Source organism: Pseudomonas fluorescens (assembly GCF_002837185.1).
Taxonomy (GTDB): Bacteria; Pseudomonadota; Gammaproteobacteria; order Pseudomonadales; family Pseudomonadaceae; genus Aquipseudomonas; species Aquipseudomonas fluorescens_AM.
On the sequence record NZ_KZ477987.1, the window covers coordinates 33,177 to 54,818 of the forward strand.

At 63.8% G+C, this 21,642-nt stretch carries 17 protein-coding genes; 4 read left to right on the forward strand and 13 right to left on the reverse strand.

The genetic code is table 11. From position 1 onward, the window contains the following. Positions 1-11: 11 nt before the first annotated feature. The 13 genes from CIB54_RS03860 to tagH form a co-directional block, all read right to left on the reverse strand. The gene (locus CIB54_RS03860; protein WP_003195530.1) at positions 12-386 is read right to left on the reverse strand and encodes a hypothetical protein; all 375 of its coding nucleotides are present in this window, start codon (positions 384-386) and stop codon (positions 12-14) included. A gap of 124 nt (positions 387-510) precedes the next feature. Continuing rightward, positions 511-1,434 carry a type VI secretion system-associated lipoprotein TagQ gene (gene tagQ, locus CIB54_RS03865; protein ID WP_065953249.1) on the reverse strand — a complete coding sequence of 308 codons (924 nt, stop codon included), beginning with the start codon at positions 1,432-1,434 and terminating at the stop codon, positions 511-513. 84 nt (positions 1,435-1,518) lie between these two features. Beyond that, positions 1,519-3,231 (reverse strand): formylglycine-generating enzyme family protein, encoded by a 1,713-nt coding sequence (locus CIB54_RS03870; protein WP_065953250.1) that lies wholly within the window; start codon positions 3,229-3,231, stop codon positions 1,519-1,521. Further along, positions 3,224-4,408, reverse strand: coding sequence for an ABC transporter permease family protein (locus tag CIB54_RS03875; protein WP_101218679.1), 1,185 nt, complete (start codon positions 4,406-4,408; stop codon positions 3,224-3,226). The genes CIB54_RS03870 and CIB54_RS03875 overlap by 8 nt, the downstream gene beginning before the upstream one ends. After that, entirely contained in the window at positions 4,408-5,112 is a 705-nt protein-coding gene (locus tag CIB54_RS03880; RefSeq protein ID WP_101218681.1) for an ABC transporter ATP-binding protein, read from the reverse strand. The genes CIB54_RS03875 and CIB54_RS03880 overlap by 1 nt, the downstream gene beginning before the upstream one ends. Beyond that, positions 5,112-8,090, reverse strand: coding sequence for a serine/threonine-protein kinase (locus CIB54_RS03885; protein WP_101218683.1), 2,979 nt, complete (start codon positions 8,088-8,090; stop codon positions 5,112-5,114). Before CIB54_RS03885 ends, CIB54_RS03880 begins: the two co-directional genes overlap by 1 nt. Then, positions 8,087-8,806, reverse strand: a complete 720-nt coding sequence (locus CIB54_RS03890) for a PP2C family protein-serine/threonine phosphatase (protein WP_065886928.1) — start codon at positions 8,804-8,806, stop codon at positions 8,087-8,089. Before CIB54_RS03890 ends, CIB54_RS03885 begins: the two co-directional genes overlap by 4 nt. Further along, positions 8,807-9,460 carry a type VI secretion system-associated protein TagF gene (gene tagF, locus CIB54_RS03895; RefSeq protein ID WP_101218685.1) on the reverse strand — a complete coding sequence of 218 codons (654 nt, stop codon included), beginning with the start codon at positions 9,458-9,460 and terminating at the stop codon, positions 8,807-8,809. Further along, the gene (tssM, locus tag CIB54_RS03900; RefSeq protein WP_101218687.1) at positions 9,457-12,957 is read right to left on the reverse strand and encodes a type VI secretion system membrane subunit TssM; all 3,501 of its coding nucleotides are present in this window, start codon (positions 12,955-12,957) and stop codon (positions 9,457-9,459) included. Before tssM ends, tagF begins: the two co-directional genes overlap by 4 nt. After that, positions 12,954-14,243, reverse strand: a complete 1,290-nt coding sequence (locus tag CIB54_RS03905; protein WP_101218689.1) for a DotU family type VI secretion system protein — start codon at positions 14,241-14,243, stop codon at positions 12,954-12,956. The genes tssM and CIB54_RS03905 overlap by 4 nt, the downstream gene beginning before the upstream one ends. Positions 14,244-14,249: 6 nt before the next feature. Beyond that, positions 14,250-15,584, reverse strand: a complete 1,335-nt coding sequence (tssK, locus tag CIB54_RS03910) for a type VI secretion system baseplate subunit TssK (RefSeq protein WP_065953257.1) — start codon at positions 15,582-15,584, stop codon at positions 14,250-14,252. An 18-nt stretch (positions 15,585-15,602) separates the two neighbouring features. Further along, positions 15,603-16,112, reverse strand: coding sequence for a type VI secretion system lipoprotein TssJ (gene tssJ, locus CIB54_RS03915; protein ID WP_101218691.1), 510 nt, complete (start codon positions 16,110-16,112; stop codon positions 15,603-15,605). A gap of 56 nt (positions 16,113-16,168) precedes the next feature. Continuing rightward, the gene (gene tagH / locus CIB54_RS03920) at positions 16,169-17,497 is read right to left on the reverse strand and encodes a type VI secretion system-associated FHA domain protein TagH (protein WP_101218692.1); all 1,329 of its coding nucleotides are present in this window, start codon (positions 17,495-17,497) and stop codon (positions 16,169-16,171) included. A 392-nt stretch (positions 17,498-17,889) separates the two neighbouring features. Between tagH and tssA the strand changes: the two genes are divergently transcribed. The 4 genes from tssA (at position 17,890) to CIB54_RS03940 (ending at position 21,624) form a co-directional block, all read left to right on the forward strand. Next, complete coding sequence (tssA, locus tag CIB54_RS03925) at positions 17,890-18,909, forward strand: type VI secretion system protein TssA (RefSeq protein WP_065953260.1); 1,020 nt, start codon at positions 17,890-17,892, stop codon at positions 18,907-18,909. 54 nt (positions 18,910-18,963) lie between these two features. After that, positions 18,964-19,470, forward strand: coding sequence for a type VI secretion system contractile sheath small subunit (tssB, locus tag CIB54_RS03930; protein WP_003195557.1), 507 nt, complete (start codon positions 18,964-18,966; stop codon positions 19,468-19,470). A 2-nt stretch (positions 19,471-19,472) separates the two neighbouring features. Then, positions 19,473-20,969, forward strand: coding sequence for a type VI secretion system contractile sheath large subunit (tssC, locus tag CIB54_RS03935; protein ID WP_065953261.1), 1,497 nt, complete (start codon positions 19,473-19,475; stop codon positions 20,967-20,969). A gap of 166 nt (positions 20,970-21,135) precedes the next feature. Beyond that, on the forward strand, positions 21,136-21,624 hold the full coding sequence (locus CIB54_RS03940) for an Hcp family type VI secretion system effector (protein WP_005792512.1): 489 nt from the start codon (positions 21,136-21,138) through the stop codon (positions 21,622-21,624). Positions 21,625-21,642 lie beyond the last annotated feature (18 nt).

Consider the following 21,642-nt stretch of genomic DNA (forward strand, 5'->3'; position numbering starts at 1 on the left):
TCCCTGAAAGCCTACTTCTTTTTCTTCGGCTTCAAATACTTGGTCAACCCCTGGAACCAGATCACCAGCGCCGGGTTGCCCTTGATCTGGATCGACTTGTCCTGAATCCCCGTCATGAACGCCAGTTGCTTGTTCTTCGCCTGCATCGTGGCGAAGCCGTAGGCGGCATCCTTGAAGGCGATCGCAAACGCCGGCGCCGGGTGTACGCCCGAGCGGCTGGTGATGCGCTGGTCTTTGACGATGAAGTGACGGGCAACCTTGCCGTCGAGGGTCTGCAACTGGAAGGCCAGGTCTTTGTCACCCAGCTGCTGCTGGAAGGCGGGATTGGTGCGGCTGGCTTTGCCCATCATCAGGCCCAGCACCCACAGGAGAAGACGAAATTTCATGCACACGGCCTCGGTGTAATTATTGAGTGGCCGCAGCAGTGTAACGATTTGCAGGCAGAACGCCACCGATCTCGCGCTTTAGCAGGAGATCGGCTGGCGTTTAACGCTTATAGCAACATGTTACTTAAACGTTAGGGCAAGGCACCGGCGCCCAGTCGGCCAGGTTCGGATCACGGCAGCTGCCCTCAAGCTGAGCCTTGCCGGCGCTGGCGACCTGCTTGCTTTCAGCCTGCTTGGCCTGCACGGTCTGGATGCTCTTCTCGGTGGTCACCGCTTCTTGTGGCACCACTGGCAGCACTTTCTTTTTCGGCGGCTTGACGACTTTCTTGCCTTTGGCTGGCGGCGCGACCTGTGTGGTGTCGGCAGTGGCGACGGTGACCACATCATTACGCTGCACCCCCACTTGCTGCAGGTCTTTCTCGTAGGCCTGGGTGTAGTTGTTCAGGTCTTCGCTGGCTTTGCCGTTGACCGCAACGATCAGGTCGTTGGATTCCTTCAGGCCTGCCACGATTTCCGCCAGGCGCTTGCGGCCTTCGGTATCGTTGACGGTCTTGGCCTTGCGGTCTGCCACCAGCTTGGTGAACGCGCTCTGATAGCACTGCTGCGAAGCCTTGGCATAGGCGGTGCTGCGGTCGATGTCAGAGGCGCTTTTGTTGAAGTCGGTGGAGTAGGAAGCAATGCGCTGGTTGTCATCGGCGATCTGCTTCTGACGCTCGGTGTAGTAGCCCGCCGCGCCGCCCGCCAGGGCACCGCCGGCTGCGCCGATAGCCGCGTTACGGCCGCGCTTTTCCTTGTCGCCGGTCAGGGCGCCGAGCAATGCACCGCCGGCCGCGCCAATAGCGGCGCCGCTCACGACTGACTTGGTCATGTTCGAATCGGTAGCGCGCAGGTGCTGCACCGGCTCGTAGCAGTTCGGGTAGTACTCGACTTTGGTGCTCGACGCGACCTTGGACGCAGGCGACGTAGCGCAACCGGTCAACACGGTGCTGAAACCAGCCGCGATCAGCAGCAGGTGACGCTTGGAAACCGACTTACGGGAAAAAAGCATAGGTGTGATCTCTATTAAGTTTGACTTGCCCAGCACGGCCCACCGCCGTCTGAGTCCCTTCCAAGCTCGCTGGACAGCCAACGATCAAGACCGCTGACCGCTCGCTGCGAGCAATTCCTTCAAGATCGTTGCCGGGTCGGCCCGCTGTTGCTTGCGGTAGTTGCCGACATGGCGAACGAACAGTGTTGCGCGCGTCACCAGGCTCTTGCCGAGCACCGGCTTGCGATCCAACTCTTCCTTGATCCGTTGAAACTGGGCCTGGATCACCGCATCGGTATAGCGCGTACCGGTGGCCAGGTTATCGATATAAATCGCCACCGCGCCATCCAGCGCGCTGCGCCCGTTGGCAATGGCCATGTCGAATAACTGCGCGCTGGCCGTGTCCTTGTTATCCACAGCCTGCTGGCGGCTCTTCTGCAGGTTGGCCAGGCGGATGTTGTAGTTGCTGATGGTCTCGGCCACCAACGCGGCAGACTGGATCAGGTTGCCCGCCGCTTCTTCGCGTTGCTGGGCGATCAGCGAAACGTTGCGCTTGAGTTCTTCGTTGACCAGCCCCAGTTCGGCTTGCAGCTTGGGATCGACGCTGGCGGCGATGATGCTGTCCAGGCGCTTGGTCGGGTCCTGAGCGTCGTCGATGGCGTCGGTCAGCGAGGCGAGGCGTCCTTCTTTCTGCCACTGGGCGAACAGTTCCTTGTAGCGCGAGCGCGGCGCCGACAGCGCGCCAATCGCCACGCGAAAGCCGGTGGTCTCGTTGCTTTGCTCGGTGCCATCGGCGCCAAACAGCGGGTACTCGCGGCGCATGCCGGTAAACAATGTGCCTTCGCCCTCCAGGTAATTGCCGCCCTTGACCACGAAGCCGCCATAAGTGCCCTGGCGGCGCCCTGCGTGCACCAGCTGGAAGGATTCCTGAACCATTTCCGCAGCGTTGCCGATTACATCGAACATACCGATCGGGTTGGGCAATTTGGTGCCGATGGGCATCAACCGCGCCGCCTGTCCGGTGCCACCCGCAACTTGATTGAACACCGCGTAATCGCCCAGGGGTCCGTCGTTTTCACTGCCCTCGATGCGGCGTGGAAACAGACGCCCTTCCAAATCCTGACGACTCACCGCCTGGCCACCGCGCGCGGCGTACTCCCATTCGACTTCGGTGGGCAGGCGCACAAAGCCCAGGCCGCCGTCTTCGGCCGAGGCACCGCGGCCGCTCACCGGCAGCAACTCGCGGTGGTATTTCATCAGCCAGGCGCTGTACACCGCCGAGAAGCGCTCGGCCTCGAAACGCGACAATTTCACTTTAGGCAAACGCCCGGCCATACCCTCAGGCGCATCGCAGGCCGGAGCCGGTTCGCCGCTGGCCAGGGACTGCGCCTGGGACATCACTTGGGCGTACTGGCGGGCCGTCACTTCGTACTTGCCGATGAAGTACAGCATCGGCTTGAGCGGGGTTTTGGCGTCGGTTTTCGGCATCAGCGGCGCGATGATCTTGTTCCAGTCTTTCGGCAGATCCTTGAGGGTGAACTGGCCATTGATGAAGTCGCGGCGATAGCCGGAAATAAACGACTGCTGGTAGCCCGCCTCGCCTTCGGCAAAGGGATAGCCGAGGCTGACCTCGCGGTCGTCCAGGGTGCCCTGGGCCAACACGTAGGCGTAGCGAAACACCATCTGGCCTTCGCACGGCAGCGGCAGGCTCACGTCGTCCGGCAACGGCTTGGGGTTGTCGAGCTTGTCGCTTGCTTCATCGGCCCAGGCCAGTGAGGCCAGGCTCAGCGCCACACAGGCGCCCAGTAACTTAAACATCTCTGATTCCTTCGCAAGACTGGATACGCGCCACTCGCCAACCCCCACACGCCGCCGCCACGGCGCTGACGCCGAGCACGGCAGCCAGGGCCAGGCCGTAGTGACGCGCCAACAGATGGCTGGCGTATTCGCCCGGCACCTGCACGAATAATCGGTTCAAACCCGCTTCGGCCAGCCCATACAGCCCGGCACTGAGCACCGCGGCAATACTCGCGCTGTACAGCGCCTGCAGCACCACGAACAGCAACAGCGCCGCGGTGGAAAATCCCAGCAGGCGCAACACTGACAACTCCCGTCGCTTACGCGCCACCGCAGCCAACGCGCCGGCGAAGGTCGCGGCAAATGCACCGGCCAGGGCCAACCCGCAGATGATCCAGAATACGATCGACAGGTTGCGACTCAACGACTGCACCTGGGCGATGGTCGGTGCCTGGGTCGACACCGGCAGATTCTGCCCGGCGAAATAGAGGCGCAGCGGTTCCACGTCGGTGAGTCCGCGCGCATACAAGCGAAACGCCGGGTACACCCGCTGCTCGCCCACCGCCACGGCGTCACCCTCCCATCCCAACGCCGGCACTGCGCGGCCATCGCGATAATCTTCCACCGCCTCCAGCAACGCCAGATCCGCAAACAGCCCGTCACGCGCGAAAGCCTCCAACGGCAATACCGCCCGCACCTGCAACCGCGCTCGCTGGGCCTCGACGCGCCCGGCCAGTTGCCGCGCAAAGCGCGTCTCCAGCCAGTCGCCGGGCCGCGCCGCGAGCTTCTCGGCGGCGGTATGGCTGAGCACGATCTGGTCCAGACCCTCAGGTATCGGCAAGCCGACCAGCAGCGGGTCGCCCGGCGCGGTCGGCAGCATTTCCAGGACCAAGGCGCCCACCTGCGCGGTCGCCGCAATCTGCCGCGTACGCGGTATGGCAAACGCCACATCGCTGCGCCGGCCAAGCTGCTCGACGAAAGCGCTGCTGAATCGACCGCCGCCCAACGGAATAATTTCACGGGTAGCGGGGTCGGTCTCCAGGCGTTGGGTCAAACTGCCAACCAGTCCAAATTTCAGGCCAAATAACACCAGCAACGGCGCGATGACCGCCACCAGTGCCAGCACCGAGCAGGCTGACAGCCACGCATCGTTGCGGTAGTCCTGCCAGGCAAGCGACGCAACCAGGCCGATGCGCATCAGCAGGCCTCCCCGAGCGTGGCCGTGACACCGCCGTCGGCATCGCGTCGGCAACCGATGCGGCGCACCTGCAAGCCGCTGGCGCGGGCCAAGGGTTCATCATGCGTGGCGATCACACAGGCGGCGCGGTGTTCACGGGCCTGGGCCAGCAGTGCCTGCATCACGCGCTCGGCATTGAGCGGGTCGAGGGACGCCGTCGGCTCATCGGCCAACACCAGTTGCGGTGCATGGGCCAGGGCGCGGGCGCAGCTCACGCGTTGGCGCTGGCCCACCGACAGCGCCGCCGGACGCTTGTCCAGTTGATCGCTGATTTGCAGCTGCTCGGCCAGGCGCGCCACGCTGCCGTCGTCCTTCAAACCCAGCAACTGCCGGGACAAGGCAATATTGCCGCGCACATCGAGAAATTCGAGCAGCCCGCCGGTTTGCAGCACATAGCCCAGATGCCGGCTGCGCAATCGGGCCAGGTCGGTCTGCCGGTCCGCGCGCCACAGCCCATCGATGTCGACCTCGTTGAGTTCGAACTGCCCGATCCGGTCCGGCGCCAGCACCAGTGCGAGCATATCCAGCAAGGTGCTTTTGCCGCAGCCGCTGGGCCCGACAATCGCCAACTGCTCACCCGCACGCACGTGCAGCGCCGGAATCACCAGGCTGTAGCGCTGGCTGCCGACGCCCCGGCTTTTGTGCACCGCGTTCAGGCTCAGCATCACGGCAACGTCGACAACGGCACGCGGTACAACGCATCGCCCGGCTCGGCATCGCCGAACCGCACCCAGTTGGCCAGGTCATTGTGGAAGGTCTCGTAGAGACGGATTTTCGAATCCAGCTCGTCGATAAAATCTGCCTGCTCGGCCACGCTCAACGACAACCACAGGTCCTGGGTCATGTTCAGCGATTTGCTGCGATACGGCAGCCCCTCCAGGTACTCGCCCAACAGGCCGCCGTCGGCCAGGTTGCCGCCCTTGCGCAGGGCTTGCGGGTCACGGCTCATGTAGGCCGACGCGCTGGCAATTTCCTGGAAGAAGTCCTTGGGCGAGCTTTGGGTCTTGCGCGCCGCATCGACGATTAATTTCAGCGACTGCTGCAAGTCGTTCAGCTGCAATTTGGTCAGCATCACGCACACCTGGAACGCCGGCAGCGCCGGGTTGGTCAGGTCGCGGTCGGCGGTCCAGGCGCTGACCAGTTGCGGTGCCTGGCTTGCGGTTTTACGGCCGAGGAAGTCCATGTGCATGGCATAGCCGACGGCTGCGGATTTGTCCGCCAGGCTCGGCGCGGCACTGAGCAAAGGCACTGGCTGCGGCGTGTTGCTGCGCACCTGATGCACGAGGTTGGCGAACACCGTGCCGATCTCATCGACACGCTCACCCAGCTTGCGTACATCGCCGCCCGGCACCGGCGTGTACAGGTCGCCGATCTGCGGGTTGGCGTCGGCGGTCAGGACGCGATACTGACTCTCGGCGCCGGCATGGGTTTTCTTGCCGGCATCGGTGCGCAGATGCAACGCGTAGATCTTGATCTGCTTGCCCAGCGCCGCCTGGCGCACTTCGGCTTCGTTCATCTGGGTGGAGGCGAACGGGTCGTTCTTGCGCAGCGCACCGGCATCGGAGACCAGCAGGATGATGCGCCCGCCGTAGCCGGACCAGTCCATGCCGTCCACCGCCTGCATCACGCCGGCAAACGCGTCTTCGTTGAACGAGTGGCTGGACACCGTCGAGGCCTTGACCTGCCGCGCCATGTCGAGGAAACGCTGCGGATCGCGGCCCTGATCAAGGGTGATCAGGGTTTTGGCCACGTATTCCAGGCCGGGGGTTTTCTTGATGCTGTTGCGAAAGCCCACCAGGCCGAAGCTGACGCTGTCCAGCTCGCCGCGCTCGGCGATGCGGGTTTGCAACTCGTGCACCACGTCGCGCACTTGATCGATATAGGGCTGCATCGACACAGTGGTGTCGACCACCAGCACCACAGCGGTACGGAAGGCGTCGGCATGGGCACTGAGCGCGGGCGCCGAAGGCTTGGCGACCGCGCTGCTGCCAGGGTCGATGGACGCCACGTTGAGCAACTGCACCGGCTGGCCGTTTTCGTCGAAGCTCTCTTTGGAATCAAAAATCGGCAACAGGTAGAACTGGTCTTGCGGCACCGCGCTGGCGGTGGGTTCCAGGGCCAGGACTTGCTGGTTGTCCTCACGGTTACTTTGCGCCTTGGCCAACGCACTCTTCGCCGCAGCCGGATCGCCCAACAGTTTTTCCACCTCGCCGGACTGACGCAGAAACATCACTGGCGCACGCCCCGAGCGTTCGGTGAACTTGAGCACCAGGCTTTGTTTCCAGTCACTGACTTGGGAGGCGGGCAGCCAACCGTCGCTGCGTCCGTCGGTAGCGGCGCCGACACGCACCCAAGGGCTGCCGTCGATATCTTTGCGCTGGTACACGTAGAGCACGGAAAACGCGGGTAGCGCCTTGCCCGGCGCGCTGCCCGCCTCGTTGGAAAGCTTGGCGCCGGGCTTGCTGAGCACGCGCTGGAACAGCGTTTTCTTGCCCGCCATCAGCAACGGTCGTTGACCACCGTCCACTTCAGCGACGGCTACGGGCGGCGTCACCTTGGGAACCACGGCAGCCGGCGGTTGGGCAGGCTCATCGCTACCGCTCAGCCACCAATAGCTGGCACCACCGATGGCCAGTGCCACCGCAACCGCCACGGCGGCCAATGCCAGCACCGGCCCACGGCGCTGTTCGGACGGGGCGTTGTGCTGCGTTGGCGTCACGACCGGTTGGCGCACTATCGGCTGCGGCTGCGGTTTGTCGGTGGGTATGTCGACGGTGACAGGGGTCATGCCCGCCAGGTCAAAACTCAGTGGAATCGGCAGCGGCCGCACCAGGGTAGCCTCCGGCGACTCCGCCGGCAGGTTGTCCAGGGCCAGCAGTAATGCGTCGGCATCCGCGAAACGCTCCGCCGGATCCTTGGCCAACAACTTGCGCAGCACCTCCTGGTAACGGCCGTGGTGCACCGGCAATTCCGGCAACGGCTCAGTCAGGTGCGCGAGCGCCGTCGAAAGCGCATCGGTTCCGCGGTACGGCAGCTCGCCGACCAGGATTTCGTACAGCACCACGCCCAGCGCATACAGGTCGGCGCGACCGTCGATCTCCTGGCCGCGTGCCTGTTCCGGGCTCATGTAGCTCGGCGTGCCCACGGCGAAGCCGGCCTGGGTGAACTGGGTGCGGTCGTCCAGGGACTTGGCGATACCGAAGTCCGACAACACCGCCGTGCCATCGGCGCGGAACAGGATGTTTGCCGGTTTCACATCGCGGTGTACCAGCCCCTGTGCATGGGCATAACCGAGCGCCGAGGCAATCTGGCGGATCAGCGTCACGCCCTGCTCCGGGGTCAGCCCGGCGGCAATGCGCTCTTTGAGCGTACCGTTGGGCAGGTACTCCATGGCCATGTAATACATTTCACCGACATTGCCGATGTCATGAATGGTCACCGTGTGCGGGTGCGACAGGCGCGCCAGGGTCTTGCCCTCGCGCAGGAAGCGTTCGCAGAACGTCGGGTCGGCCGCCAGGGCCGCCGCCATCACCTTCAACGCCACCTTGCGTTCCAGCGAGCGCTGGGTCGCCAGGTAGACGTTGGCCATGGCGCCTTCGCCGATCTCGCCTTCGATGGCATAGCCCGGGATCTCGATGATCATGACGAGACCTTCACGACGATCGTGGTGATGTTGTCCGGCGCGCCGCGATTGAGCCCCAGGTGGACCAGGCTGCGCACGATTTCATCCGGCGCGTCATGGCCGAGCACTTCGCCAATCTCATGATCCTCGACGGTCTTGGTCAGGCCGTCGCTGCACAGCAGGTAGCTGTCGCCGGGGGCGATCAACAGCTCCACCGAGGCCACGTTCAGTTGCGCTTCCACGCCCACCGCGCGGGTGACGATATTGGCGCGTGGGTGCACGCGGGCATCGGCTTCGCTGAGCAGGCCGCTGTCTTGCAGGTCCTGCACATAGCTGTGATCGCGGGAGAGGCTTTCCAGCTCACCGTCGCGCAGGCGGTACAGGCGACTGTCGCCGGCCCACAGGCACACCCCACGCAAGCCGCGTGCGGCCAGCACCACCACGGTGCTGCCCATCATGGTCACGCCACGGTTGGCGGTTTCTTCGCGTACCGCCGCGTTGATGCGAATCAGGTCGTTGCGCAAGGCGGCAGCGTATTCGTCGAGGGAGCGCCCCACCGGTACAGCGCGCAAGCTGTCGACGATCAGGCTGCTGACGTAATCCCCCGCCGCGTGCCCGCCCATGCCATCGGCCACCACCCACAGGCGGTTCTCCGGCAGCTCCAGGCAAGCATCTTCGTTGACCTGGCGGACCATGCCCACATGGCTTTTGCTCGCGGATTTGTAAGTCGCCCCCATCTACACCACACCTTCTTGTCCGAGCAGAAACTGCGCAAAATCGCTGGCGGCAGGCAAGCCCTGACACCGTAATAAACCGGGAGAAATACGCTGCGAACCGCGTCCCCACCACAGGCTGGCACCTTCGCAGGCTTGTTCGGCCAGCGCCGTCATGCGCCCGTGGGGCACGGTGGCGGCCACGCGTTGCAGGCCGGCGAAACGGCTGTCGAGCGCACGCGGCTCAGTCGTCGGCACGCCAAGGCGGTCGAGGCCAGCGCTGAAACCTTCAAACGTTGCGCCGCTGTCCAGGGTGCCGAGCAGCAGCTCCTCGGCCTGCTCGAACCACCCATCCGGCCCGCCCACCAGGGAGGCGGGGTTGGTGTCGTGATCGAGCAACACCACCACGGCCAGCGGAAAATACCGCCCGACCCGATCGATACTCGGCATCACCACACCCGCCGCCGCATCCGGTCCGCACACCCCGGGCGCCAAGACAAAGCGCCACAGCGGGCTGACCAGGTAAGCGTTGAGCCAGTCGCCGCCCAGGCTGTTCTGGCTGGCGAGCAGCCCCGCCGCCAGCCAGCTGTCCCAGGGGCCGATAAAGCTCTGGGGCAAGGCGCGGCTGACAAAATCACCACGACTGGCCAACTTGCCGTAGAAACCCAGCGTCGTCATAGCCGCTCCGGCAAGCTGAAGCCGCTGAGCACGCGGCTCTTGAACGGGTTGAAGGCGCTGTTGGCGCGCAATTCGTAAGCGATGCTCGCGCCGTCGACCCGCAGGCGCAGGTTGAAGCGGTCCGGCGAGTTGCCGGCGGTCAGGTCCGATTGCTCCAGCAGGCGGAACCAGGCCCACGGGCCGTCCAGCGTCACACCGGAACGCCCGCTTGCCGAGGGCGGCATGATGGAAATACGCACCACGCCAATGCTGCCGGGGTTCGGCCATTGCATCGCCACCGGGCGGCTCGGGCCGTGGTCATAGCTCAGTTGCTGGCCGTCGAGGTCCAGCAGGAACTGGGTGATGGTCGGGTCCATCGACACCGGCTTGAGTTCGAAGCGCACGATAGGTTGCGTGCCCCCGGACCTGAAGAACGCATCGCGAATAGCCGCCGCGCGCTGGAAGGTCTGCAGCACGCCCGGCGCGATACCGAGCTTCTGCGCCGCGCCCGGCTGCCAGCGCCAGGTCTGCGCCGAGGTATCCACATAGGGCTGCAGGTACTTACGGAAGTAGTTATCCATCACCCCGCCGACGCCGAAGAACTGGCCGAAGTCATCCAGGGTCGCGTCCCGCGCACTGCCGGGCGACATCGGATAGCGTCCGGCCAGGGACTGGCGATACACGTTGACCACTTCGCTGACCCAGGCCGCGTTCAACTGGTTACGCACCCCGCCCATCATGCTGTTGGTGGTGGAATTGACCACCGACTTGACCATGCCCTGCACCAGCGGCGGTTGGCGCTCGGCATTCAGGCTGACCCGCGTGGCCGCAGCCGCCGCCTGGTTCTTGGCTTCGCCGAGCAGCGCATCGCCGCTGGCACCGACCATGGCGCTGACCTGCACATACAGCGCATTCATGTCCGAGAGCAGGCTGTCGATGGCCGCCGGCTCGCCTTCGTTTTTACTGACGATGCTGTTGAGTTCGGCAAAGTGCGCGGTGACTGGATCATCCGCAGCCACCGGCGCATTCGCCGTGGGTTGTTCCTGGCCGAGCAAGCTGCCCAAGCGCTCCTTGAGCTTGTCGACACCGCCTTCCACCGGCACACCCTTGGCGGCCAGTTGACGCTCTTCGGCCTGCAGGTCGGTTTCCCTGGCCACCGCCACCAGCAGCTTTTTCAGCGGTGAGGTCGGCCCCGAGATAACCCGCAGCACGTCGGCGGCCTGGGCCACGCTGGTGATCGGCACAAAGTCGATGTCGGCGAGCAACGCGTCCCACTGGCGCTGATAGTCCTGGAAATACAGGCGGCGCACATCGGCGGCCAGGCTCACCACGTTCTGCTGGTCGGCCTGTTCCTGGCCCAGTACCCATTGCTCTTCAGCCAGGGTGCCAGTCTGGTTCAGGCTGCTCAACAAAAACGCCTGGCGATAGCCCCTGGCGGTGAAGAAACCACTCAACGGCTCGCCCAACGGCTTGCCGCTCTTGCGACTGAACACCAGCGCGGCATCACGGCCGGCCGCTTCGTTGAGGCGAAAGTCCGCAATACCTTCAGGCAGTTTCTGGCGTTTGACCCGGTCGTAGACACGCTGGGCCACCGGCAGTTGTTGCAGTTGGCGGCGCAGGTCGTCGATCAGGCGTGGGTCAAGACGCGCAGTCGGTGGGTGACGGTCAAACAGTGCCTGCAAGTGCCCGGTCAAGGCCTGGCGCTGATCGGCCGGCAGGTCGCGTGGCAGGTTGCGGTCCCAGTCGAGGGCGATCCAGGCCTTGATGAAGTCCGGGTCGTAATGCTCGTTGTCGGCCAGCATCAGATAGGCCTTGAGGCCTTCGTAGAGGAAGTCCGAGTTGCCGCCGCCGTGCAGTTGTTCTTCGATGCGCGTGACCAGGCGCGGGGCGAAGACCGCGATCAGCAACTTGCGATAGACGCTTGCGGATTCGGCTTCGAGCATGTCGCCCTGGTACAGCCCCAGCCCTTCGGACCAGCTTGGCGAATCGCCGGCCAGGTGCTTCACCGCGTTGAGCAAAGGCAGCACGGCCAATACGTCACGCTGCGCCGGGCTCAGGTTCTGCACGGTCTGGCCCAGGGGAGCGACTTTCTGATCGACCTGGGCGATATACGCCTGGTTGGCGCGATAACTCACCCACCACAGGCTGCTGACCACCACCACCAAGGCCACCGTGGCCGCGAGGACACCCCGGGCGAGCCACTTGCGACGGCGCTCGACTTTCGGGTTCACCCCGACCAGGCCACGTTCGGCAAAGGCTACGGCGGTAAAGAGTTTTTCGATGAAGTAACTGCGCCCGGTGCCGCTCTGGCGCGCCAAGTGTTGGCGGTCCAGGTTCATGCTCTGGGCCATGGCGCCGATCAGACGGTCAATCGGGCTGCCTTCCTGGGTGCCGCTGGTGAAGTACACGCCGCGCAGCAGCGCACGCTCTTCAAAGGCATTGGGTTTGAACACGCCCTCGAGGAAGCTCTGCAGGCAGTCCTTCAATGCGCCGAACTGCTGCGGGAAACCGTAGATCAGGTCGCGCCGCGCCGGGTCGCGTTCCTGTTGCAGGCGTTCCACCAGGCGTTCGTTAAGACGCTGTTCCAGACCGGCGAATTCGCTTTGCAGATGCGCCAACGGGCTGTCGCTATGCTTGCCGTCGTCCAGGGCAAAGGTCATGCCCCACACCTGGGCGCGCTCTTCCTTGCTCAGGTTGTCGAAGAACTCCATGAAGCCCGGCACCAGGTCGAGCTTGGTCAGCATCAGGTAGATCGGGAAACGCACGCCCAATTGGGTGTACAGCTCCTGGATGCGCAGGCGAATCGCGGCGGCATGGGCGGCGCGCTCGGCGTCGGTGCCCAGCAGCAGGTCCGACAGGCTGATGGCAATGAAGGCACCGTCGATGGGCCGACGTGAGCGCTGCTTTTTCAGCAGGTCGAGAAAGCCCAGCCACGCGGCTTTATCCACCGTCGAGTTGCTGTCCTGGGTGGTGTAGCGACCGGCGGTGTCGAGCAGTACGGCCTGGTCGGTAAACCACCAGTCGCAGTTGCGCGTGCCGCCGACGCCGCGCACCGCCCCCGCGCCCAATTGCGCAGCCAGGGGGAAGTGCAGCCCGGAATTGACCAGTGCGGTGGTCTTGCCCGAACCCGGCGGGCCGATGATCACGTACCACGGCAGCTCATACAGATTGCGGCGTTCGTCGCCACCGAGCTTGGCTTTCTTGAGCAGCGTGAGGGCTTCGTCCATGCGCTGGCGCAGGGTCGACAGCTCTTCGGCGGTCGCGACGCTATCGGGGTCGGCCGGGGTTTCGGCGGCCAGGCTGCGCATCACTTCGGCGGCCTGTCGGCGCGCCTGGATGATGCGCAACACGCGGTAGGCCATCCACAGTGCAAACACCAGGATGATCAGCGCCCAGCGGCGTCCCTCGGGCACCAGCACGTCGAGCAACGGCCCGACAAACCAGATGATCAGGCTCAGGGCGATCAACCCCAGCACGGGGATCACCCAGCGAATCATGAAACTGAAAAACGCCTTCACTCGACGCCCTCCGCCAATACGGTGATTTCAACCCGACGATTGCGGGCACGGCCTTCGGCAGTACTGTTGGTGGCCAACGGCTCGGTGTCGCTGCGGCCTTCGGCGCTGAAGCGCTCGGCCTGGCCGGTCTTGGCCGCGAGGATCTCCAGCACCGACTTGGCCCGCGCTTCGGACAGCGCCCAGTTCGACGGAAAGCGCAGGGTGGCAATCGGGCGGTTGTCGCTGTGGCCGGTGACCCGCACCTGGCCCTTGACCTTGCGGATGGCGTCAGCGATGCGCAGCATCAGCGGCTGATAGTCGTCGACGATGCTGGAACTGGCGGACGCAAACAGTTCATCGCCACGAATCGTCACCACAGAGCGGTCCACCTTGTCTTCCACGGCTACGCGGCCGGCCTTGATGTCTTCGGCCAGGAAGCCGGCCAGGCGTGGCCGCTCGATCACTTTCGGTTGCGCCACCGGACGGTCGATGGCCTGCACCGGAATCTCGCCCAGGGCATGGATATTCTTGAACACCGGCTCGGCATCCGAGGTCAGCTTCATGCGCAGGCCAAACAGCAACGCCAGCAGCAGCGCCAGGCCGATCGCCAGCGCAATCCACGGCGGCATGAATTGCGCCAGGCGATCGCGCGCCACGGTCACGCCGCGCCAGTGCGGCGACAGCTCACGCTCGTGTTCGCCACGGGCATTGCGAATTGCCGCGGCAGTGCGCTCGCGCAAGGCTTCCAATTGACTGCGCCCGTCGGTCATCACGCGGTAGCGGCCCTCAAAACCCAGGCACATGCACAGGTACAGCAGCTCCAGCAGGTACAGGCGCTCCCGTGGGCTTTGCAGGCAGTGGTCGAGCAACTGAAAGACCTTTTCACCGCCCCAGGCTTCGTTGTGCACGGTGATCAGCAAGCTCTGTTTGCCCCAATCGCTGGTGCTGCCCCAGGGCGTACTCAGCACGGCTTCGTCCAGGGCGGTGCACAGCGCGTAACGGGCCAGCAGCACTTCGTTGCGCGCCACACCGGCGGCTTCGGCGCGCTCTTCAAACTGGCGCAGATAGGCCAATAACTGCGCGCGCAGGCTGGCCGGCGCCGGGTGTGCAAGGGTGTTACGCAACCGCGTCAGCAAGGCCAGCAACGGGCCGGCGGCGCTTTCCAGCGGGTTGAGGCCCTGGCTTTTGCCGGTGAGCATCGGCGCGGCCGGCATCGACAAAGGTGCAGGTTCCGCGCGCGCAGGTTCGGGTGCTCGGCCGCCCGGGCGCGGCATGAACTGTGTGCGGTCATCATCATTGGGATGCATCGCGGATTATCCTCGGATCGCCCAGAAGGCCAGGTTCAAGCCCGGGAACTGCCCGGCGATGTGGAAGGCGAAACCGCCGGAATTGCTCAACTGCTGCCAGTGTTCGCTGCCCCGGTCCAGCTCGTAATAGGTACTGCCTGCGTGGTAGGGCAATTGGCGTGGCGCCACCGGCAATGGCAGCAGGCCGATGCCCGGCAATTGCAGGTTGACCATGTCGCGGATGTGCTCCACCGAGCCGACTTTGCTCTGCTGGCCGAAGCGCGCGCGCAGGGTTTCGCCGGGCACGTCGGCACGTACCACGAGGATGAAACTGGCATTGTCGAGCAGGGTCTTGTCGGCCAGCATCGCCACGTGGATACCGTAGGCCTTCTCCACAATCGGGATCGGCGTGGCCTTGCTGTCGATCAGCATCGACAGCGCCTCACGCAGGGCCGCCATCACCGGGGCGAAGCTCAGGGCCAGGTCGTCGTGCTGGTACTGCGGGTATTCCTGGGGGCGGCGGCCAGAGGTCGAGAATGTCGAAAACTCACCGGCCAGGCTCACCAGCTCACTGAAGAAACGCTCCGGGTGCAGCGGGCTCAACTGGCTCAAATGCTGAATCAACGGCTGGGCGCGGTTGACCAGTTGCAGCAGCATGAAGTCGGCAATCTCCGAAGCGCCGCCCGCGCCCGACGCCACCACACGGCCAGCCAGGGCTTCGCCACGCTGGTGCAGCAGGCCGAGCAGCTCGCTGCGAAAGGCCGTCAGCGGCTTGCTCGCGACCACGTCCAATACCGGCGGGATGTACGTGTCGTCGAGCACCAGTGCGCGGTCGGCGCGCTTTTCCTTGATGCGCACCAGCCCGATGGCGGCGTAGTCGCTGATGCCGTCCTGGGCGGTCAGCAAACGCAATGCCCTGGAGCCCACAGCCACCGGCGCGCGGTTTTCGAAGGGCGCGTTGTCGTCGCGCACTTCACGCACCTGGCTCACATAACGCGCGGCTTCCAACGCCTCGCCCTCGTCCACCGTGTCACGCGCACCGGCACGCTTGAGCGGCAGGGCTAGATAAACCAGACCGTCGCGCAGGTTGTCGTCGATATTCAGCGGACTCGGCGCCAGGTCGTCCTGGGGGATATTGAACGGCGTACCGTCAGGCAGCAGGCCACGGGCCGACACGATTGCCAGCTTGCCCTGGGCGAGCAGGCCCTGGTCGATCAGCAACTCGGAAAAGCCCCAGGCACCTGCAGACAACGGGCGGCTGCGGGCGTCGATCAGGTTTTCCAGGTAACGGTCATGCTGCTGGAAGTGCTGCGTTCCGATGAACATGCCTTCCGACCAGACCACGCGATTGTTCCAGGACATGGGGGCTCCGATTGCTTGTTATTGGGCTGGGCTGGAGGGGGTAGCCACGACGTCGGCGCGCACGGCGCGCACATCGAGGCTGATCTGATATTCGCTGTATTGGCGCGGCGGCACGTTGATAACGGCGCGCCATTGCGCCCGGTCCAGCTCGCGATAGCCCACCAGCAGGCCGATCTGCCGGGTGGCCGGGTCGAGATCGCGCTGAACGCTCAGCTGTTGGCCGGGCTGGATCACCACTTCGTCCTGGTCCAGCAGGTCCAGGCCAAGCGTGGATTGCGCACGGTCAGCCAGGGCGAAGTAATCGGAGCGCGCGAACGTCGCGGCGTTTTTCAGCTCGAAAATACGCACCCGCACCGGGGCGGCCTGGCCGTTGGCGCCGGGGTTGAGCCCGGCGATCGCATGAAAATGCAGCTCGACGGCGGCAGTGTTCGCTTCAGCGTCGGCGGCGGCTTCGGGCTTGGCCGCGTCCTTGGCACACGCCGTCAACAGCAGCGCGGTGGCGGCTGCAAGTAAAAACCTGGGAATCATCCTGCGTCCTCAATGACGTGTTTAGCTATCCGTTTTATCCATCACTGCGACGCGGCTCAGCGTCGCTGTCGTGCACTGTGCGCTTCGTAGGCCCGGCTGAATTCGCGGCCGAACAGGTCCTGGAAATCTTCCTGGGCCTCGCGGGAAATATTGTTGTAGAGCTCGGTGAATTGCTGCCAGTACTGGGCCTGGCGCGAGCCGTTGAAAATACTCGAGAGGCCGCCGGGCCTGCCCATGCGTTCCTCCAGCTGCGCCGGTTCAAAGCGCAGCAGCAAGTGCTTGAGCGCTGCTTCCACACCTGCCATCACGGCCAGTTGGTGCGCGCGCAGGTCGTCGAAACTGTCACGCACGGCAGCGTCCGGCGCCATGAAGGCCGGGTTGCCGTGACGAAGCAGCAGCAGTAACGCTTCGTCGGCATTCGGAGCGAATTTCAACGGATTGTTTTCGGCGGGGCGGATCATGGTCTGCTGCATGCGAAATTCGCCCTTGAGGCTGGCGCGGGCACGCAACACGTCGATCAGGCCTTCGACCATCAGCCGGTAACTGCGGCCGATGCTTTCCATCTGGGCGCAGGCATCGGCCCGGTCCAGACGCAACTGATCGAGGCCGGCACCGCGCAGGAAAGCCTGCAAGAGGTCGGCTTGTGGCTGGGCGTCGTCAGCGGGGAGCGCAACCGGCTCGACCACAGGCGGCGGCGCAATCACCGGCGCGGGGGGTGGTGCAACAGGGGCGAGCGGCGCGGGCGCGTCGCCAAGCAGGTCCCAGTCTTCGGGAATGACCGCACCGGCCACCGCCGGGGGTTCGGCCACCGGCACGGCAACCGGAGTCGGCGCACGGAAGTCATGTTGCTCGGAGGGCACGTGGTCTGCCACGGTGGGCGGTGGCACGGCAGCGGGGCTGAGGAAATCGAACAGGTCCGGCAGGGTCTCCATCGACGAAGCGCCATGAAACTGCGGCGCGATCATCGGTGTCGGCGCGGGCGGGCTCGCCACCGCGCCCATCAACGCCTCAAAGCTGTTCGGCGAATCACCGGCGAACGGCTGGCTGTCGACGGCCTGCACATTGAAGTCGATGCGCGCCTGGATTTCGTAATCGCCGATGCGAATCAACTCCCCATCCTGCAGCGGCTCGCTGTTACCACGGCGCAACCGGATGCCGGCGTTGACCAACTCCACACCGTTGGTACTGTTGTCGGTTAAATAATAACGGCCATCTTTGTACTGAATAACGCAATGTTGCGAGGAGACAAGGCGTTCGGGGTCGGGCAATACCCAGTCATTTTCCGAACTGCGGCCGATCGCCATCGAGCCCTGGTTCATGGACTTTTCGGCGCACTGCCCTGGGGTAATCTTGTGATAACTAGTGATAGTCAAACACAGCGACATCTTGCCTCCTTGCTGATACATCGCGCGCAGTCGAGACCTGGCCTACGCTTGCCTGAATATCGCCGCCAGGTCATGGGACCGACCTTCCAAAACCGCATTTGCCAGCATGATCGCTGATCTTATCCGGCTTGCATGACAAAAATCCTCTGCGGGCGCAGCGTTCGACCCATCAGTCGCGCAGGTTGTTAAACACCGCACATCTGTCACAGAGGGCGAATAGCTTACCTTGACAAGGCATAAGTACTACACCAAAAATGCACAACTTCTTGAACATCAGTGATGGCACGATAGTGGCATTCTGAGGCTATGACCAAGAAAACATGCAAAGTTCACCGCGCAACTAATGCATGCATTGCCCGGCATCTAACGGGCTGATAGGGAGATCGAATTCTGTGGATGTGCCGTTGCTGCTCACCGCCGTTTCCGCGACTTCGCCCTGTGGCGAAGACATGGAATATGACGCGCAATTTCTGCAATTGGAACGTGATGCCAAGGGCCAGCCCGAGCGCAGCATGGGCGACTCGATCCTGCCCGCCGAGCCGCCGGAGTGGCGCAGCATCCAGCAACAGAGCCTCGACCTGTTGCAGCGCAGCAAAGACCTGCGCATCACCCACTTTCTGCTGCAAAGCACCCTCGCCCTCCAGGGCGTGGCCGGACTGGCCGAAGCGCTGACGCTGATCGATGCGTTGCTGCGCGATTACTGGGCCGACCTGCACCCACGCCTGGATGCCGACGACGATAACGATCCCACCGTGCGCATCAACGCCCTCACCGGCCTGACCTGCGACACCAATATTCGCCTGCTGCGCGAAAGCATCCTCACGCGCTCACGTACCTTCGGCCCTGTGACTCTGCGCGCGGCGCTCAACGCCAGCGGCCTGTTGAGCTTCCCCGATGAACAACTCGGCGCGCAGCAACTCAACGCCGCGTTCCTCGACAGCGACCCGGAGCACCTGCAGGCCACCCGCGATGCGCTGGTTGCCGCGCGCGCCGCCTGCGAAGCCATCGAACAACAGGTCAACGAACAGGTCGGTTCCGCCCAGGGCGTGGACCTCAGCGCCTTGAAGCAGCCGCTCAAGCAAGCCCTGCAATTGCTCAATCAAGCGGTGCCCGGCGCCGACAGCAGCAGCGAACCCGAGGCGGTCAATGAAGACCATGCCCCCTCGGTGGACTACGCCGCTGCCCCCGCTGCCCCGCGTCCGGTCGGCGATATCGCCAGCCGCGACGATGTGCTGCGCAGCCTCGACAAAATCCTTGCGTATTACACCCGGCACGAGCCTTCAAGCCCGCTGCCGGTGCTGTTGAACCGTGCGAAGAATCTGGTGCATGCCGATTTCGCGGCGATCGTGCGCAATCTGATTCCCGACGGCATGTCCCAATTTGAAAACCTGCGCGGCCCGGACAGCGAGTAAGCCGCCGGACCGTGCAGTAACAACACCGTCGCTCAAGCGACCAGGAGCAGCAACGTGGCGAAGCAAAGTTCTCAGAAATTCATCGCGCGCAACCGCGCGCCTCGAGTGCAGATCGAGTACGACGTCGAGCTTTACGGCGCCGAGAAAAAGGTCCAGCTGCCCTTCGTCATGGGCGTGATGGCCGACCTCGCCGGCAAACCAGCCGAGCCGCTGGCACCCGTGGCCGACCGCAAGTTCCTTGAAGTGGACGTCGACAACTTCGACTCGCGCCTCAAGGCCATGCAGCCACGCGTGGCGTTCCACGTACCCAATGAGCTGACAGGCGAAGGCAACCTGAGCCTGGACATCACCTTCGAAAGCATGGACGACTTCAGCCCGGCCGCCGTGGCGCGCAAGGTCGACTCGTTGAACCAGCTGCTCGAAGCCCGCACCCAGTTGGCCAACCTGCTGACCTACATGGACGGCAAGACCGGCGCTGAAGAAATCATCATGAAGGCGATCAAGGACCCGGCACTGCTCCAGGCACTTGCCAGTGCGCCCAAGCCTGCAGGGGAGCAGTAAGCATGACTGACAATACCGTTCGCGAAGGCGCGTCCAACCTGGGCGCCACCGAAGAAACCAGCGAGTTCGCCTCGCTGCTGATGCAGGAATTCAAGCCCAAGACCGAGCGCGCTCGCGAAGCCGTGGAGACCGCCGTACGCACCCTGGCCGAACAGGCCCTGGCGCAAACCGACCTGGTGTCCAACGACGCGATCAAGTCGATCGAGTCGATCATCGCCGCGATCGACGCCAAGCTCACCGCCCAGGTCAACCAGATCATCCACCATCAGGATTTCCAGCAGCTGGAAAGCGCCTGGCGTGGCCTGCATTACCTGGTCAACAACACCGAGAGCGATGAGCAGCTGAAGATTCGCGTGCTCAACATTTCCAAGCCGGACCTGCACAAGACCCTGAAGAAATTCAAAGGTACGGCGTGGGACCAGAGCCCGATCTTCAAGAAAATGTACGAAGAAGAGTACGGCCAGTTCGGCGGTGAACCTTATGGCTGCCTGGTGGGTGACTATTACTTCGACCAGTCGCCGCCCGATGTGGAATTGCTGGGCGAGCTGTCGAAAGTCTGCGCCGCCATGCACTCGCCGTTCATCGCTGCCGCGTCGCCGACCGTGATGGGCATGGGCTCCTGGCAGGAACTGTCGAACCCGCGCGACCTGACCAAGATCTTCACTACCCCGGAATACGCCGGCTGGCGCTCGCTGCGTGAATCGGAAGATTCGCGCTACATCGGCCTGACCATGCCGCGCTTCCTCGCGCGCCTGCCGTATGGCGCCAAGACCGACCCGGTGGAAGCCTTCGCCTTCGAAGAAAACACCGACGGCGCCGACAGCTCCAAGTACACCTGGGCCAACGCCGCATACGCGATGGCGGTGAACATCAACCGTTCGTTCAAGCACTACGGCTGGTGCTCGCGCATCCGTGGCATCGAGTCCGGCGGCGAAGTGGAAAATTTGCCGGCCCACACGTTCCCGACCGATGACGGTGGCGTGGACATGAAGTGCCCGACCGAAATCGCCATCAGCGACCGCCGTGAAGCGGAGCTGGCGAAGAACGGTTTCATGCCGCTGCTGCACAAGAAAAACACTGACTTCGCCGCGTTCATCGGCGCCCAGTCGCTGCAGAAACCGGCCGAATACGACGACCCGGACGCCACCGCCAACGCCAACCTGGCCGCGCGCCTGCCGTACCTGTTCGCCACCTGCCGTTTCGCCCACTACTTGAAGTGCATCGTGCGCGACAAGGTCGGCTCCTTCAAAGAGAAGGACGAGATGCAGCGCTGGTTGCAGGACTGGATCCTCAACTACGTCGATGGCGATCCTGCGCACTCCACCGAGACCACCAAGGCCCAGCACCCGTTGGCAGCTGCCGAAGTGATCGTGGAAGAAGTCGAAGGCAACCCGGGGTATTACAACTCCAAGTTCTACCTGCGCCCGCACTACCAGCTTGAAGGGCTGACGGTGTCGTTGCGCCTGGTATCGAAGCTGCCTTCGGCCAAGAGCGCTTAAGTAATTCGCTCTTCTGTGGGAGGGGGCTTGCCCCCGATAGCATCACCTCGGTCGGCCTCACAAACCGAGTTGCCTGCATCGGGGGCAAGCCCCCCTCCCACACAAAAGCAATGGCCCTTTTGGGGCATAACCAAATTCAGTGGCTGAGTCCACACAGGGAGAAAACATGGCTGTTGATATTTTCATCAAGATCGGCGACATCAAGGGCGAGTCCATGGACAAGGCCCACAAGGACGAAATCGACGTGCTGAACTGGAGCTGGGGCATGGCCCAGTCCGGCAACATGCATGTGGGCGGTGGCGGCGGCGCGGGCAAGGTGAATATCCAGGACCTGTCGCTGACCAAATACGTCGACAAGGCGTCGCCGAACCTGATGATGCACTGCGCCAGCGGCAAGCACATCGACAAGGTCAAGCTGACCGTGCGCAAGGCCGGTGGCGAAAGCCAGGTCGAGTACATGGTGATCAACCTGGAAGAAGTGCTGGTCACCTCGCTGAGCACCGGCGGTTCGGGCACCGATGACCGCCTGACCGAAAACGTCACCCTGAACTTCGCCCAAGTGATGGTCGACTACCAGCCGCAGAAAGCCGACGGCACCAAAGACGGCGGCGCGATCAAGTTTGGCTGGAACATCCGTTCCAACACCAAGCGCTGATAGCCCCTGCAGCCGTGG

Excerpts from the sequence above, each read along its gene's own strand:
- CIB54_RS03905 (WP_101218689.1), bottom strand. The coding sequence starts at position 14,243 with ATGCATCCCAATGATGATGACCGCACACAGTTCATGCCGCGCCCGGGC.
- CIB54_RS03885 (WP_101218683.1), bottom strand. The coding sequence starts at position 8,090 with ATGATCATCGAGATCCCGGGCTATGCCATCGAAGGCGAGATCGGCGAA.
- tagH (WP_101218692.1), bottom strand. The coding sequence starts at position 17,497 with ATGTCGCTGTGTTTGACTATCACTAGTTATCACAAGATTACCCCAGGG.
- tagQ (WP_065953249.1), bottom strand. The coding sequence starts at position 1,434 with ATGCTTTTTTCCCGTAAGTCGGTTTCCAAGCGTCACCTGCTGCTGATC.
- CIB54_RS03860 (WP_003195530.1), bottom strand. The coding sequence starts at position 386 with ATGAAATTTCGTCTTCTCCTGTGGGTGCTGGGCCTGATGATGGGCAAA.
- tssJ (WP_101218691.1), bottom strand. The coding sequence starts at position 16,112 with ATGATTCCCAGGTTTTTACTTGCAGCCGCCACCGCGCTGCTGTTGACG.
- CIB54_RS03875 (WP_101218679.1), bottom strand. The coding sequence starts at position 4,408 with ATGCGCATCGGCCTGGTTGCGTCGCTTGCCTGGCAGGACTACCGCAAC.
- CIB54_RS03870 (WP_065953250.1), bottom strand. The coding sequence starts at position 3,231 with ATGTTTAAGTTACTGGGCGCCTGTGTGGCGCTGAGCCTGGCCTCACTG.
- CIB54_RS03890 (WP_065886928.1), bottom strand. The coding sequence starts at position 8,806 with ATGGGGGCGACTTACAAATCCGCGAGCAAAAGCCATGTGGGCATGGTC.
- tagF (WP_101218685.1), bottom strand. The coding sequence starts at position 9,460 with ATGACGACGCTGGGTTTCTACGGCAAGTTGGCCAGTCGTGGTGATTTT.
- CIB54_RS03940 (WP_005792512.1), top strand. The coding sequence starts at position 21,136 with ATGGCTGTTGATATTTTCATCAAGATCGGCGACATCAAGGGCGAGTCC.
- CIB54_RS03880 (WP_101218681.1), bottom strand. The coding sequence starts at position 5,112 with ATGCTGAGCCTGAACGCGGTGCACAAAAGCCGGGGCGTCGGCAGCCAG.
- tssK (WP_065953257.1), bottom strand. The coding sequence starts at position 15,584 with ATGTCCTGGAACAATCGCGTGGTCTGGTCGGAAGGCATGTTCATCGGA.
- tssC (WP_065953261.1), top strand. The coding sequence starts at position 19,473 with ATGACTGACAATACCGTTCGCGAAGGCGCGTCCAACCTGGGCGCCACC.